18 protein-coding genes are annotated in these 14,407 nt (G+C 64.6%); 13 read left to right on the forward strand and 5 right to left on the reverse strand.

Annotation, left to right across the window (positions count from 1 at the left end):
- Position 1: 1 nt before the first annotated feature.
- Both EV641_RS24210 and EV641_RS24215 read right to left on the reverse strand, forming a co-directional pair.
- A complete protein-coding gene (locus EV641_RS24210) occupies positions 2-1,048 on the reverse strand; it encodes an alpha/beta hydrolase family protein (protein ID WP_132475278.1) in 1,047 nt (348 codons plus the stop codon).
- A gap of 81 nt (positions 1,049-1,129) precedes the next feature.
- Entirely contained in the window at positions 1,130-1,564 is a 435-nt protein-coding gene (locus EV641_RS24215; protein WP_054715047.1) for an anthrone oxygenase family protein, read from the reverse strand.
- A 92-nt stretch (positions 1,565-1,656) separates the two neighbouring features.
- On the opposite strand from EV641_RS24215, the gene EV641_RS24220 reads away from it, so the two are divergent.
- Positions 1,657-2,298: a dihydrofolate reductase family protein gene (locus EV641_RS24220; protein WP_132475179.1), complete on the forward strand. Its 642-nt coding sequence runs from the start codon at positions 1,657-1,659 to the stop codon at positions 2,296-2,298.
- A 328-nt stretch (positions 2,299-2,626) separates the two neighbouring features.
- Here EV641_RS24220 and EV641_RS24230 read toward each other — a convergent pair whose 3' ends face one another.
- Complete coding sequence (locus EV641_RS24230; RefSeq protein WP_132475181.1) at positions 2,627-3,559, reverse strand: iron-siderophore ABC transporter substrate-binding protein; 933 nt, start codon at positions 3,557-3,559, stop codon at positions 2,627-2,629.
- A 106-nt stretch (positions 3,560-3,665) separates the two neighbouring features.
- On the opposite strand from EV641_RS24230, the gene EV641_RS24235 reads away from it, so the two are divergent.
- The 4 genes from EV641_RS24235 (at position 3,666) to EV641_RS24250 (ending at position 7,282) form a co-directional block, all read left to right on the forward strand.
- Entirely contained in the window at positions 3,666-4,616 is a 951-nt protein-coding gene (locus EV641_RS24235; protein WP_241997437.1) for a sucrase ferredoxin, read from the forward strand.
- A 71-nt stretch (positions 4,617-4,687) separates the two neighbouring features.
- The gene (locus EV641_RS24240; protein WP_199233375.1) at positions 4,688-6,253 is read left to right on the forward strand and encodes an MFS transporter; all 1,566 of its coding nucleotides are present in this window, start codon (positions 4,688-4,690) and stop codon (positions 6,251-6,253) included.
- Between the two features lie 143 nt (positions 6,254-6,396).
- A complete protein-coding gene (locus EV641_RS24245) occupies positions 6,397-6,669 on the forward strand; it encodes a GlsB/YeaQ/YmgE family stress response membrane protein (RefSeq protein ID WP_054715026.1) in 273 nt (90 codons plus the stop codon).
- A gap of 130 nt (positions 6,670-6,799) precedes the next feature.
- Positions 6,800-7,282, forward strand: a complete 483-nt coding sequence (locus tag EV641_RS24250) for a DinB family protein (protein WP_199233376.1) — start codon at positions 6,800-6,802, stop codon at positions 7,280-7,282.
- 10 nt (positions 7,283-7,292) lie between these two features.
- Here the strand turns inward: EV641_RS24250 and EV641_RS24255 are convergent, their stop codons facing one another.
- A complete protein-coding gene (locus tag EV641_RS24255; RefSeq protein WP_054715023.1) occupies positions 7,293-7,733 on the reverse strand; it encodes a helix-turn-helix domain-containing protein in 441 nt (146 codons plus the stop codon).
- 118 nt (positions 7,734-7,851) lie between these two features.
- On the opposite strand from EV641_RS24255, the gene EV641_RS24260 reads away from it, so the two are divergent.
- From EV641_RS24260 to EV641_RS24285, 6 genes are all read left to right on the forward strand, one after another.
- Positions 7,852-8,769 (forward strand): NADP-dependent oxidoreductase, encoded by a 918-nt coding sequence (locus EV641_RS24260; RefSeq protein ID WP_132475185.1) that lies wholly within the window; start codon positions 7,852-7,854, stop codon positions 8,767-8,769.
- A 73-nt stretch (positions 8,770-8,842) separates the two neighbouring features.
- Positions 8,843-9,415 (forward strand): carboxymuconolactone decarboxylase family protein, encoded by a 573-nt coding sequence (locus EV641_RS24265; protein WP_054712972.1) that lies wholly within the window; start codon positions 8,843-8,845, stop codon positions 9,413-9,415.
- Positions 9,412-10,275, forward strand: a complete 864-nt coding sequence (locus EV641_RS24270) for an RNA polymerase sigma-70 factor (protein WP_132475187.1) — start codon at positions 9,412-9,414, stop codon at positions 10,273-10,275. The genes EV641_RS24265 and EV641_RS24270 overlap by 4 nt, the downstream gene beginning before the upstream one ends.
- A gap of 46 nt (positions 10,276-10,321) precedes the next feature.
- Positions 10,322-10,657: a DUF6412 domain-containing protein gene (locus EV641_RS24275; RefSeq protein WP_132475189.1), complete on the forward strand. Its 336-nt coding sequence runs from the start codon at positions 10,322-10,324 to the stop codon at positions 10,655-10,657.
- Between the two features lie 60 nt (positions 10,658-10,717).
- Positions 10,718-11,359, forward strand: coding sequence for an ABC transporter ATP-binding protein (locus EV641_RS24280; protein ID WP_054712969.1), 642 nt, complete (start codon positions 10,718-10,720; stop codon positions 11,357-11,359).
- Positions 11,350-12,723 carry a DUF6297 family protein gene (locus tag EV641_RS24285; protein ID WP_132475191.1) on the forward strand — a complete coding sequence of 458 codons (1,374 nt, stop codon included), beginning with the start codon at positions 11,350-11,352 and terminating at the stop codon, positions 12,721-12,723. The genes EV641_RS24280 and EV641_RS24285 overlap by 10 nt, the downstream gene beginning before the upstream one ends.
- 44 nt (positions 12,724-12,767) lie before the next feature.
- Here EV641_RS24285 and EV641_RS24290 read toward each other — a convergent pair whose 3' ends face one another.
- Entirely contained in the window at positions 12,768-13,301 is a 534-nt protein-coding gene (locus tag EV641_RS24290; RefSeq protein WP_132475193.1) for a hypothetical protein, read from the reverse strand.
- Positions 13,302-13,458: 157 nt separating this feature from the next.
- On the opposite strand from EV641_RS24290, the gene EV641_RS24295 reads away from it, so the two are divergent.
- Positions 13,459-13,812 carry a hypothetical protein gene (locus EV641_RS24295; RefSeq protein ID WP_054712965.1) on the forward strand — a complete coding sequence of 118 codons (354 nt, stop codon included), beginning with the start codon at positions 13,459-13,461 and terminating at the stop codon, positions 13,810-13,812.
- Positions 13,813-13,923: 111 nt separating this feature from the next.
- Positions 13,924-14,406, forward strand: coding sequence for a nuclear transport factor 2 family protein (locus EV641_RS24300; RefSeq protein ID WP_132475194.1), 483 nt, complete (start codon positions 13,924-13,926; stop codon positions 14,404-14,406).
- Position 14,407 lies beyond the last annotated feature (1 nt).

Consider the following 14,407-nt stretch of genomic DNA (forward strand, 5'->3'; position numbering starts at 1 on the left):
ATCACTGGGTAGGCGGCAAACCCAGTGCATCGGCGAGGAGCGGCCACGACTGGTAGAAGGCGTCCTGCCAGTATCCCCACGAATGGGTCCCTCGGGGCCGCAGGTCGAACGTCGCGGGGATATCGAGTTCGTTCAGGCGGTTCTGCAGGTTCGTCGTGCACCAGTGCACCGCGGCCTCGATCACTCCGCCGACCACGACCTGGTTCGCCAACGCCAGCGCCTGATCCTCGAAGCTCGCATCCGGTTCCACGACCGTGAACTCGTTGCCGAGGGTTTCGTGCGGGCCGGGCAGGCCGGTGGCGTCGGAGATGAACAGCTTGGTTCCGCGTAGGCCTTCGGCGTTGACCACGGGATCGTTCTCCACCCACGCCGGATCGTCGTCCTCGCCGTACATGTTCCGGACGTCGCCGCCGCCCCAGGTTTCGACGACGAGCTTGACGAATTCCTTGCCGATCGGATCGGAGGTCTGTGCGCAGCCGCTGTAACCGGCCGCCGCGGAATAGAAACCGGGCTCGGCGATCGCATATTGGAGCACTGCGGTCGCCGTCATCGAATTCGCTGCGATGGCCTGGACACCGTTGGTGCCCAGCGCGCCATCGACCAGCGGCGGAAGCTCTTCGAGGAAGAACGTCTGCCATTTGTTGAGACCGAGATTCGGGTCTTCGCGTTTCCAGTCGGTGTAGTACGAGAACGCGCCGCCGATGGGCATCACCACGTTGACATCTTGTGTCTTCAGGAAATCGCCGACGTCGGTGTTGGCCCACCACGTTGCGGCATCGGTACCACCGCCGGCGCCGTTGACCAGGTACAACACAGGCCGAGGCGCAGACGCATCGCGTGGACGCTGGACTCGGACCGTGATGTCTTCGTCCATCGCTGCGGAGTGGACCTGCAGGGTCAGGAACTGTCCGTCGATCTCGCTCGAGACGATCCGGGAACCATTCGGCGACACCGGGTCCGCAAGCAGGGATTGTGCCGCGACGATAGGGTCGTTCGGCACCTGATCCTGTGCGAACGCGATACCGGTACCGGCGGTGGCCGCAAGCATCGTCGCGACTGCTCCTGCGACCACGGTGGCCCTGATTCGCCTTGCCGATATCGACCGCATCTCGGTCCTTCCCCAATTGCTTCAGCCGGTGAGCCCGACACCGACAAGAACGAGCGACCCGACGGACGATACCGTACGCACGATATTGAATGTGTTCCAGCGGGGATGGAATTCAGCGAATCCGATGCGCTTGGAATCGAGCGAATTGTTCAACGGAACGTTGACGATGACGGTAACGACAAGCGAGCCGGCCAAGCTGACCGCTGCCGCGGCGAAGAACCACAGCGCGGACGACCCCTCTGCGAAGAACCCGGATACGAGGGCCAGGATCGGAGCACCGAAGAACGGTATGAACAGCCATGGGGTGAGGATCTTTCGATTCATGCTCCGCATGGCAATATCGGCTGCGTCGGCGTCGATCGCTTTGAGCCCGGGGATCACCGACATCGAGAACGAGTAGTACATGCCGGCGAGAGTTCCGTGTAGGACGAGTGTGATGAGACCGAGTATCGACATGTAGGCATGATGCTCCTGTCGACCCGCGATGACTTTCGGGGACTCGGGCAGTCTCACTCTGTGCCATCAACGACGAATCGTGGAGAACCCGAATGAGCCAACTGCTGAGAGTCCAGAATTTCACCGTGTCGAGCGACGGCATCGCCGCAGGTGAGAACCAAAGTTTCGAGAGCCCGTTCGGGCTCGACCACGGCGAGATGCTCGAGTGGGCCGGTGCCACGGCGAGCTGGCCCAATCGAACCGAGCCGGGTGGAAGTCGCGGCCTCGACGACTACTTCACACGCGACTTCGCGCACAACATCGGTGCTGAGATCATGGGACGCAACAAGTTCGGTCCGCAACGCGGTCCCTGGGCTGATCACGAGTGGCTCGGATGGTGGGGCGACGAACCGCCGTTCCATACGCCGGTGTTCGTGATGACCCACTACGAGCGCCCGTCGTTCACCCTCGGAGATACCACGTTCCACTTCGTCGACGGCGACCCGGCCACGGTCCTCGAGCAGGCAAAGAAAGCCGCGGACGGCAAGGATGTCCGGCTGGGCGGCGGGGTCACCACCGTCAAGGAATTCCTCGACGCGGATCTCGTCGACACCCTGCATGTGGTGGTGTCGCCCGTGACCTTCGGTAATGGCCTCCGGCTCTGGGGGTCGCCCGACGAGTTACTCGACCGATTCCACTTCGACGTGGTGCCCAGTCCGAGCGGCGTCACCCACCACTTGTTCTGGAGGAAGTGACGGCGGCGCCCTACCGTGAGGCTGCCTGCCGCGAGACCGAGCGATCGGGGAGTCTCCTGCGGATCGCGTAGCCGGCCACGATCAATGCGATGAGCTCCGGTCCGGTGTGGACCGCGAAGACTCCGAGCAGACTCGGGCCACCCCAGTCGTCGCGGTAACTCGCCGGATCGTGGTAGTCGATGATGAAGAATTCGGCGCCGCGACAACTCAGGGAAACCCCGGATCTTCGGCTCAGGTGGCAACGTCACTCGGCGCGCGGCCGCGGAAGGTGCCGGTTCTCGTTGCGTTTCCGCTGATCGGGACCAGAATTGCGGCCCTGTTCCGGTGCTCAGTTCGCGTCAGCGGATTCAGTGAGTAACTCGTCCAGGTCATCGAGAACCGTGAGCCCGCCGAGTGGGCCGACACCGGTGATCCAGTACGACATGTCGACGACGTGCATGTTCGGGAACAGCTCTCGATCGGTCACGACCGGAGGAACCGATGTGGGATCGTCAGGTGTCCCGCTGGTGACCAGCACGATATCGGCACGCGCTTCGGTGGCGTGCTCGTACGACACGTCGACCGAGATCGAGTTCTCCCAATCGCGAGGCGGGATGGTGAATCCGGCACATTCGAGGGCGCTGCCGGCGAAGGAGACGGGGCCGTAGAGCGTGAGCTGTTCGTCGCGGGGCCGGATCAGCTGTGCCGTCTTACCTTCGGTGCTGTGTTCGGTCGAGACTTCGTCGCAGCGGTCGGTGTAGTTGTCGAGCAATGCCTGCGCATCATCGCTGCGACCGAGTGCGTCGGCGACGAAGCGGACGTTGTCCTGCCACGGGTCGGATTGCGACGCCATGAAGACGGTCGGCGCGATGGCGGCGAACTGTTCGTACATCTCGCCGTGCCGAGTCTGGGTACCGATGATCAAGTCGGGGTCGAGTGCGGCGATCTTCTCGAGGTTCGGCTCCGCAACAGTTCCGGCGAGCTCGACTGTCGAGGCCTTATCGCCCAGGTAAGCGGGCACACCGGTCGACTCGCTGAGAACAGCTGCGCCGACAGGGACGACCCCGAGCGCGATGGATGTGTCGAGTTGAACGGGTTCGAGGACTACCACGCGCTGCGGATCGCCCGGCACCTCTGTGGTGCCCCGAGCGTGCTCGACCATGCGCGACGCTGACGTCTGGTCGGCGGATTCGTCGGTGTCGCTACCGCACGCGGACAACGCGAGGGCACAGACGACGGCTCCCGCCACCAAGCGCCCGACTCGTCGTGTGTTCTGTTTCATCCGTGCTCCTCGATCCATCACCGGATGCGGAGCATGTTCGGGTGCACCGCGACCGGGATGTACTGTTTGGGTTTGGTGAGCCTAACTTACTTAGCGAAGAGGATCTGTGACACCCCACAGTGGTACCCCGGCCATCGAGAATCACCAGACGAGCCGACGGTGCGATGCGTGCACGCGACGATCGTCGGAGGTCGGCGAATCGATGCTGGCACGCGCGGGTCACGCACAACTGTGGGTGTTGATCGAGCATCCGGGCCCGTGGCCGAAGTCGGCACCGGGTGCTGTTCTGCCGGACGCACTCGTCCGACGGATCGAATCGGCGGGCGGGCCTGTCCGCCTGGCGCTGATCCGTCGCCCACGTGACCGCAACGTGGTGGAGCCGCGGTGGATCCTCGCGTGGTCCGATGGTGTGCGGCAATGGATGCGGGAGGGCACCGTCGCTGGTTATGGGGACCTTGTGAACCTGCCGTTCGAGTCGAGCGCCCGCGGTGAGGAACCGGACGTCGGTGTTGCACGGCACAGCCAGATCTTCGCGGTGTGCACGCACGGGAAGAAGGATGCCTGCTGCGCCGAGCTCGGCCGACCCATCGTGAACGCACTGGCCGCCGTCGACGGCGCCGACGTATGGGAGTGCACGCACATCGGAGGAGATCGATTCGCAGCAAACATGATTGCGCTCCCGGCCGGTCTGTACTTCAGCCGGTTGGGTCCGGAATCTGCGGTGGTCACCGCCCGGGAGGTACTCTCCGGCCGCGTGCCGCTCGGACATCTGCGTGGTCGAGCTGCGTTGTCACCGTCGGCGCAGGTCGCCGAGCACATCCTCCGCGAAAGAACGGGCCTCGATGCAATCGATGCGATCGAGCAGGTATGTGAGACAACCACACCGGACGGCTCCGTGGCCGTCGACATGCGCATCGCCGGACGGGACTATCGGGTGCTGGTCCGGCAGGGCCCACCGGAGCCGGCCTTCCGACACGGGTGTGTCGCCGAGACGGCCGTGACCTGGCACCGCTGGATCATCGACAGTGTCGACGAGCGGTCGATCGCTGACAGGTAGCAGACCGAGGGCAGGCCGACGACTTCCTGCGAACCGGACCGGACGCACAGCCGATCACGCACCATTGTTCTGTGACCACACCCCACGAGGGCAGTCCCACCCGAGCACCGCTGGTCCTGGCATCGCTGATCCTCGTCGCAGCGGTGGCGAACCTCAATCTCGCCGTCGCGAACGTCGCACTGCCCGACATCGGGAAGGCGTTCGACGCGACTCAGACGAGTTTGAATCTCATCGCGGTCGGGTATTCGCTCGGTCTGGCGGCGTCCGTGCTCTACCTCGGCGCCATCGGCGACCGCTACGGCCGCAAGACCATGCTGATGCTGGGCATGGCGCTCTCGGTCCCCGCGTCGCTCGTCGCAGGGTTCGCACCGAACGAGGAGATCCTGTTCCTCGCACGGGTGGTCGGGGGGATCTCTGCCGGCCTGGCCTACCCGACGACGTTGGCGCTGATCACCGCGTTGTGGTCCGGTGCCGCGCGCACCCGTGCAATCGCATTGTGGTCGGCGATCGGAGGCGGACTCACCGCTCTCGGGCCGCTGGTCGCCGGGTCGCTGTTGGAGGGATTCTTCTGGGGGTCCGTCTTCCTCGTGACGATTCCGCTGGCGCTTCTGGCGCTCGGGCTGACGGTGGTGTTCGTGCCGAGTCATGTCAACGAGTCCACCGATCCTGTCGATCATCTCGGCGGGATCGTGTCGGTGGTGCTGGTCGGGTCGCTCGTCGTCGGAATCAACTTCGCGCCGGTCGACGGCATGACGACGGTCGCGGTATCCGCGTTGGTGCTCGCCGCCGCGGCGTGTGTCCTGTTCGTGCTTCGGCAACGACGTGCGCGGAACCCGCTGTTCGATCTGCAGGTCGCGCGTCGCCGGATCTTCTGGGTCGCGGCAGTTGCGGGCATCATCGTGTTCGGCACGCTGATGGGGACGATGTACATCAGTCAGCAGTATCTGCAGAACGTGCTCGGTTACTCGACCCTGGCGGCAGGCTCGGCGGCACTGCCTGCCGCGGTGGTGATGGTGCTGGTTGCGCCGCAGTCGGCGAAACTCGTCGAGTCGCACGGAGCACGGTTCACATTGTTGTCGGGATACGTCGCGATCGTGTTGGGGCTGGTGGTGGCGTTGACGATGTGGGACGAGGACGCCCACTACTGGGTGATCGCGCTCGGTTTCATGTTCCTCGGCGCCGGCGTCGGCCTGGCGGGGACTCCGGCATCGCATTCGCTGACGGGTTCGGTTCCGGTGTCGCGGGCCGGAATGGCGTCGGGTACCGCGGATCTGCAACGCGACCTGGGCGGCGCGATCGTGCAGTCGATTCTCGGCGCACTGCTCACCGCCGGGTACACGGCATCGTTGGCGGCCTCGGTCGCCGCGAGTCCGCAGGCGGCCTCCGTCAGCGAACAGACGCAGGCGGCTCTCGAGAAGTCGTTCGCCGGCGCAGCGAACATCGCGCAGCAGTATCCGCAGTACGCGCAGCAGATCATCGCGGCGGCACGCGCGGCGTTCCTCGACGGCGATTCGCGCGCCTACGCTGCGGCGATCGGGATCGTCGTGATAGGTGCGGCGCTGGTGTTCTTCGTTTTCCCGAAGCGGGAGGCCGAGCGCGAGTTGCTGGCCCGCTATGCCGCCGAGGACTCGAAGTAGGGTGCGCGTCGCGTGGTGACGAAAGTGGCATGTGTGAATCCGCTGTCGGATGGGTACTCGGCATCAGTGCTGTTGAGGTCCGGCCCGGGGTTGCCCGGTGCCGGACGTCGACTGCCTCCACATACGAGAAAGGATCTGTAACCATGCTCGGACTGGGAATCCTCGGCTGGATCATCATCGGCGGTCTGGCCGGTTGGATCGGCAGCAAGATCATGGGGACCGACGCGCAGCAAGGCATTCTTCTCAACATTGTCGTGGGCATCGTCGGAGGGTTGCTCGGAGGATTCTTGTTGAGGCTGTTCGGAGTCGATGTCGAGGGTGGCGGGCTGATCTTCAGCTTCCTGACGTGCCTGCTCGGAGCAGTGATCTTGCTGTTCGTCGTCAAGGCTGTCACCGGGCGTGGTGCCCGTCGTTGACAGTGAATGCACACTGATCTGCCGCTGATGCGGTGCTCGCGATAGCAATTGCCGCGGCCGACTCGAAGTCGGCCGCGGCAATTCTCGTTCGTGCCCAGCACAGGGATGCGCCCGGGCTATCCTCGCGTGCATGGCAGGAACCGACGTCGACGAGATATACCAGGCCGTGGTGGCGATCGCGGACGAGTCGCTGGCTCACATGCAGAAGATCCTGTCACAGATGAGCTGTCAGCAAGCGAACACCGTTCCTGCGTTACCCGGTGCCAACAGTGCGTATGCCATCGTCACCCACTGTGTCGGTATGACCGACTATTGGGGCGGATCAGTGATCGCCGGCCTGCGCATCCCACGCGACCGAGACTCAGAGTTCGAGGCGCACGGCGACCCGCGAGACCTGTGTGACGAGGTCGAACGGCTGCGTCGACGATTCCCCGGCTGGGTGAGAGTCGCATTGACCGAAGGTATCCGCGATCGCACCGCCGTAGGAACTACGCGAAGCAACGCACAGACTGCCAGTCCGACGTGGGTTCTATTGCATATCGTGCGTGAGCTGTCCCAGCACCTCGGGCAACTCGAGATCACGCGCGATCTGTTGGTCGCGAACGGTCATTGACGATCGGTAGTCACTCGCTGTTGGCGTCGTATGCTTCGCGATGGGCGTGCACTTCGTCCATGTTCGCTTCGGCCCAATCCTTGATACCACGGATCACCTGGTGCAGCGACAAGCCGAGGTCGGTCAGCTCGTAACTGACGGTGACCGGCACGGTAGGCGTCACAGTGCGGGTGATCATGCCGTCGCGTTCGAGGGATCGTAACGTCTGGGTGAGCATCTTCTGGCTGACTCCGGCCAGCCTGCGCGACAATTCGGAGTACCGCATCGCGCGCGGATCACCAGCACATTTGCCGGGCCCGTGCGGGCCGTCGCTGCCGAGCGCAGCCATGATCAGCGCGACCCACTTGTTGGAGATCCGGTCGAGCAATTGGCGGCTGGGGCATTGCGCGAGGAATGCGTCGTACTCCTGGTGCTCCCGTGCTCGCTTCTGTGCGGCGGTCATCGTCGGCATCGAACGCTCTTTTCTTCCGAGGAGAGTTACGCACTTCGAAGTACGTACTTCCCGTTGGAGAGTTACCCCTCAATAGTGAAGTGGTATCCCATTCAGCACAAGACTTCAGGAGCAGACGATGCACACCTCTACTTTTCGCGCAGCCGTTGTCCGGGCCCCGAACGGCCCCGACTCGATCGAGATCGTCGACGTTGCCGCCGTCGATCCCGGGCCCGGCCAGGTCCTGGTTCGGGTGGCCGGAGCGACGGTCAATCCCGTGGACCTCGCGGTCGCGAGCGGCTTCTTCCATACGGCAGGCATGATCGATCAGCCCGAACGCACCGGCCTGGGCATGGATTTCGCCGGAACCGTCCTCGCGGCCGGACCGGGAGTGGACCTGGCCGTCGGCGACCGTGTCGCGGGAGCGGTCATCGGATTCGACCGCGACTTCGGTACCTACGCCGAGCAACTCGTCGTGTCGGCAGCCGACCTTGCCGTGGTGCCCGACGATCTGGATCTGGTCGAGGCAGCAACGGTGCCGATCAACGCACTGGCAGCAGCCCAGATCGTCGACCTGCTCGGAAACGCACCTGCCGGCGCCGACCGATTGCTGGTTACGGGGGCGGCCGGGGCGGTCGGCGCGTACCTCCTGTCGCTCGCACGTGACCGCGGCTGGCAGGTGACCGGTCTGGCCAGAGCCGAGGACGAGCAGTTCGTGCGCGGCCTCGGCGCCGACTTCATCACGCACGCCGAGCCGGGTTGGGACGCCCTCGCCGACGCTGCAGCCCTACAGGAGCGGGCGATGCCCCTGATCCGCGACGGTGGGGCGTTCGTCGGTGTCCGGCCGAACGCCGAACCGCCCACGGAGCGCGGCATCACCACGACCGCGGTGGACACGACACCGGACGGACCTCGACTCGCCGAATTGCTCGCCCGCACCGTTTCGGGTGAACTACCGGCCCGCGTACACGCGGTGGTGCCGTTGGAGCAGACCGCCGACGCGCACCGGACCGTGGCGAAGGGTGGCGTGCGCGGTCGATACGTGATCCGGCCCTGAATTCTTGGCAGTGCTGTCACATTTCCGATGTCGCCGGTGTCTTCATGTCGAAGCCACTTTGATCGGAGGAACCATGACCACCAGGATCCCGGCGGCAGAGATGACCGGACTCTACGGCGGACTCGTCGAACGCATGGCACGACGCATGGTCGGCAACGTGCCCGACGGTGTAGCCGTGCTGTGGCACAACAAGAAGGTGATGAACTTCAGCCTCGGTGTCGGTCGCAAGGTGAAGAAATGGGACCGCTGCGACGAGAACCTGAAGGCCTTCGCCAACATGGCGGTGGCAGCGTTCGTCGGATGCGAATTCTGCCTCGATTACGGATATTTCGAGGCGCACAACAAGGGTCTCGATGTGAGGAAGGCGCGTGAGGTCCCGCGGTGGCGCGAGTCCGACGCGTTCACATCGCTCGAACGCGACGTGATGGAGTACGCCGAGGCGATGAGCTCCACTCCGCCGACGGTCACCGACGAGTTGTCGGCCCGGCTGCTCGACGCACTGGGACCGGCGGCGCTGGTCGAGTTGACGGCACACATCGCGTTCTCGAACTTCGCGACCCGTTCCAACATCGCACTAGGAGTGAGATCGGAGGAGTATGCGGCGAGCTGCGATCTGGCCCCGCTCGCCGTAGCGTCGAAGTCATGACCGACGATCCGTTCGTCACCCATCGCAGCCTGCTCTTCACGGTCGCGTACGAGATGCTCGGCTCCGCTGCCGACGCCGAGGACGTGGTCCAGGAAACATGGCTGCGGTGGAACGCGGCAGACCGCACCGAGGTGCGGGACACCCGGCCCTATCTGGTTCGGATCGTGACGCGGTTGTCGCTCAACCAGTTGCGGGCGTCGGCCCGGAGGCGCGAAGAGTACGTCGGGGAATGGTTACCGGAGCCCTTGCTCACGACTCCCGATGTCGCCGACGACGTCGAACTCGCCGAGAGCGTCTCGATCGCGATGCTCACCGTGCTGGAGACACTCGCCCCTGCGGAACGTGCCGTGTTCGTGTTGCGGGAGGTGTTCGAAACGCCGTACGAGGAGATCGCCGCGGCGGTGGAGAAGACTCCGGAATCGGTCCGGCAGATCGCTCACCGTGCCCGCAGACATGTCGCCGCGCGACGACCACGGATGGACGTCGATCCCGTCGAGCAATCCGCGGTGGTCGACAAGTTCCTGGCAGCGGTCACCACCGGTGACCTGCAGACCTTGCTGGACGTCCTCGCCCCCGATGTAGTGGCCGTCGCCGACGGCGGTGGGCTGGCGCCTGCGTCGAGGAAGCCGATCGTCGGAGCCGACCGGTTGGCGTCGCTGCTGGTCCGGTACGTGAACGTTCGAGGATTTGCGGTGACGACGGCCAGGATCAACGGGATGCCGGGTGCACGACTCTCCGCGGACGGCGGCACCGTGGCGGTGAGCATCGTGGTGGAGGGCGGCAGGATCACGCACCTCTACGGGATCGCCAACCCCCACAAGCTGGGGCGGATGGACGAGGCTGTCGACCTGCAGCGCTGAAGCCCCGCGGGAACGGTCGGCGCGAGACGGAGATAGACTGCGCGGTATGTTCTTCGGCACCCGCAACGGCGTCGAGGTCCTCCTGTTCGTCCTGTCGTGGGCCGCTGCAGTCTTCTTCACCATCGACCTCGCCTCGGCCGGCAACACGTCGGCGCTGTTGACGGGGCTTCTCGTCGCGGTCGCCGCGGTAGCAGTGCTGGTACTTGCCTGGCGCGCGGACGACCTGCTGTTCGGCCTCGGTCGCACCACACGCGGTCCGACCGACGAAGAGAATCGCCGGCACGGCGAACTTCGACGTCATTCACACCCGGACACCGCCGGCAAACCACGACCTCGAGCGCCCGGTCCCCACGCGGGGACCGGATCGACTGCTGCGCTCTGACCGATCGGTCCCCGCTTCCTCGCACTCATCGTTGGTTTACGAGGAATTCGGGAGATCCCCATGCCGTCACACAACCATGTCGTGTCCGTGCGCGACGCCGAACGCCACTTCGGTGGTCTACGCGTCTTCACCGAACTGAGTTTCGACGTCGCAGCGGGGCAATGCTGCGCGATTGTCGGCGCCAACGGCGCGGGCAAATCCACACTGCTGCGATGCGTGGTCGGTGCCGAGCGGCTCGACCACGGCAGCATCACCGTCGACGGCGACCCTGTCGACGAGTCCTCTCCGGGTTTTCGGGCTGCGGTAGCCGCGGTCGTCGGCGATGTCGCGGTGTTTGCGCATCTCACTGCGCACGAGCATCTGCAACTTGTCGCCACCGCCCACGGCGTACCGGATCCGTACGGGCAGGCGTCGCGGGCGCTGGAGGATGTCGGTCTCCTCGATGCGGCCGACCAACTGCCTGTCACGATGTCGAGTGGTCAACGACGTCGACTCGGCCTGGCATCGGCATTCGTTCGGCCTCGTCGACTATTGGCGCTCGACGAGCCCGAACAGCACCTCGACGTCGGCGGACGGACCTGGCTGGCCGATGCGATTCGCAACGAGAAACGCGTGGGTACCACGGTGCTGCTGGTGTCCCACGACGCTGCGCTCGTGGATTCCGTTGCAGACCTGACGGTGGACGCAGACTCATGGCGCTGACGGACATTCCGGGACCTATCCCGTCGGTGCGCGTTGTGCAGGCCGTGCGGCGCGGGTTCGAGCGCACACACATCCCGCGAACCCACCGCGAAGGCCTGATCGTTGTGTCGGTTCTGGGGCTGTACGTGTGCGGGGGCCTCGTGTGGTGGCTGGCGACACGCCCCCCGACCGCCCTCGCCGAGTCGATCCTCTTTGCAGGAGAAGGCTGGAATCCGACGTGGGGCTGGGCGGTCTTCGCGATTCTCACGTCGCTGTCCACACTCGCGGCTCGTTCGCTCGGACCTGTCACCACCGTGGGCAACACAGCATGGTGGGTGTTGTCCACACCGGTCGATCGCGGCGGCCTACTGCGGGCTCGGCTGCTCGCAGCGCTGAGTATCGGCGCGCTGGTCGGTGCAGTTGAGGGGCGACTCGCTGCGTTCATCGGAGCGCTCGAAGGCTGGCTCCCGTTCACGGTATTCGGGATGGGTATCGGGATCGGTGTAGTTGCCTTCGCGGTACTCGCTCAATGCAGGGTGTTGCCGGTATGGACGCTTCGCGCCACGGCCGGGGTGTTCGCGGTTCTCGGGGGTGCGGCAGCGGCACTCGCCATTGCGGGGGTGACCGTACCGATGACCACGACGTGGATTCCGGTTGTCGTTGTCGGAGTGCTGGTTGTATCGGCCGGCGCGGCGGCGGTGAGTTGTTGTGGCCGCATCGGTCTCGCCGACATGACGGTGGGATCCGATATGACTGCCGCAGCGAGCACATCGATCACGGCACTGGATCTGTCGGTGCTGACCGGGGTCGCTGAGCAGAGGGCGTGGAGGAAGGTGGCTCGCCGTCCTTCGCGTGCACTACCGACGAGCCGCACGCGGGCGTTGATCTGTAGTGATGTGCTTCGACTTCGTCGCCGTCCGTCGTCGCTTCTCCACGTTGCAGGCGCGGTGTTCGCGGGCTGGGTTCTGGCTGCGGTGCTGTCGCCGACCGCTGCGGCCATTGCTCATCTCGCACTTGTGTTCGCGGTGACAGTGGCTTTCAGCGGTGGACTGCGGGACCTGTCTGCCAACAGCGGGTTACGTGCGACGCTCGGTGCTCACGATCGGGTATTGCGTGTGCCCCTGATGGCTGTGCCGGCCATTGTTGCTGCTGCAACGACCGTTCTCACTGCGCCGCTGGTGGCAGCAGATCTCCTGGTCATGCCCCTCGTCCTGGTGGGGGCGTGCGCCGCTGCCTATCGGGTTCGTACGCATCCCTACACCGACTACGACGGTCTGATCCTCGACACTGCTGTGGGACAGATTCCCGTCGACCTGATCCGGCAACGGATGCGTGGACCCGACGTACTTGCCGTCACCGCACTACTTCTCCTGCTGGTGAGCTGAATGAGGCCGCCCGCGGGTGCGGGCGGCCTCACCTCCGGTCCTGATCAGGCTCGGGACACGACGTCGATGGTGCCCTGGCAGACCGCGTTCTGGGTGTTGATGAACCACCATCCCCCACCGGTCTGCACGGTCACGGTGAAGTCGACCGTTCCCGTCCCGGGGAAGGTGCGATTGATCGGGATGCCGGGGTTCTGATTCCACGCTGCCTGATCGCTGACACTGCGTCCGGACTCGCCGGTTGTCGTGTTGGTCCAGTCGACCAGTACCTGCGTCCCATACCAGTTGGGTCCGATGCTCGGGATGAGGCCACCCGGGGGGTAAGGCAGGTCGTTTCCGCCGCTGAGCAGGAGTGCCGGTTCCAGCACGTCACCACCCGGAGGAATCGATTCGCCGGACCCCGCGCGAATGTTCCATGTGAACGACGGTGCCCAAGGGAGTGGGTTCGCGCTCGTGCATGTCATATCCGTGGAAGTCGGTGCAGCAGTCGCCACACCACCTCCAGCGGCGACCATCGCCGCACCCATTCCGATTGCGGCGAGTGCAGAAGCCCCCGTGCGGCGCATCGTTCGTTTACTCATGAACACTCCTCCGATTCGGTGATACCTCGATACCTGTGCGTTCTGTCTATCGGAGTCAGGCTACGATTTGTCACATATCTCCGGACGAATGTGTATATGTCACAACCGACATTAGGTCGACCAGACCTGACATGCCAACAAACGCAAGGATATTCGCATGGATCTTCTTCGTGACGTTGTCGTACTTCTCCATATTGTCGGATTTGCAGCCACATTCGGTGCGTGGGTGAGCGAGTCGGTGGCTCGCCGGTTCCGCATGACCCGCGTGATGGATTACGGATTGCTGCTGTCGCTCGTCACCGGACTCGCGCTGGCAGCGCCGTGGCCTGCGGGAATCGAACTCGACTACACGAAGCTCGGCGTCAAACTCGTGGTCCTCGTGATACTCGGGGGTGTGATCGGGATGGGGAGTGCGCGGCAACGGCGATCGGGTGAGCCGGCGCCGCGTCCACTGTTCTACGCGGTCGGCGTCCTGTCGCTATTGAATGCGGGCATCGCTGTGATCTGGTGACCCACCTGGCCGATGAGCGGGACGAAGGGTGTTTTCTGAAACACGTTCTATGTCAGGATGGCGCAGCGGGCACGACCGGTGTCCGTCGTACATCCGTCGGAAGGACCAGACATGCCGACCGTGGAAGACCGCCTCGCACGTCTCGAGGCGCTCGAGGAGATCCGGATGCTCAAGCACCGGTACTTCCGCGCATGCGATGCCAAGGATCCCGAGGCGATGCGCGCATGCTTCATCGCGAAGGGCGCCGACATCTATTACGGGGCCGCGCTCGGCAGCTTCGACGACGCCGACGGACTCGTCGACATCTACTCCAGAATCGCCCTGCAACGCGTCGACGACCGGTATGTCATCCTCGACATGCACCACGGCATGCATCCGAGCATTTCCATCACAGGGCCCGGCACCGCCACGGGCGCGTGGACGCTGCGGTTCCGTCAGGTGGACCTCAATGCCGGCACCGAGCGGGTCACCGCACTCGACTACGACGACGACTATGTCATCGAAGACGGTCGGTGGAAAATCTCCAGGTGCCACGTGAAAGTGCTGTGGTCGATCGAGCGAACCCTGACCGACGACGTGAAAGTGGTGCAGTGAC

The organism is Rhodococcus sp. SMB37, assembly GCF_004345605.1.
Classification (GTDB): Bacteria; Actinomycetota; Actinomycetes; order Mycobacteriales; family Mycobacteriaceae; genus Rhodococcus.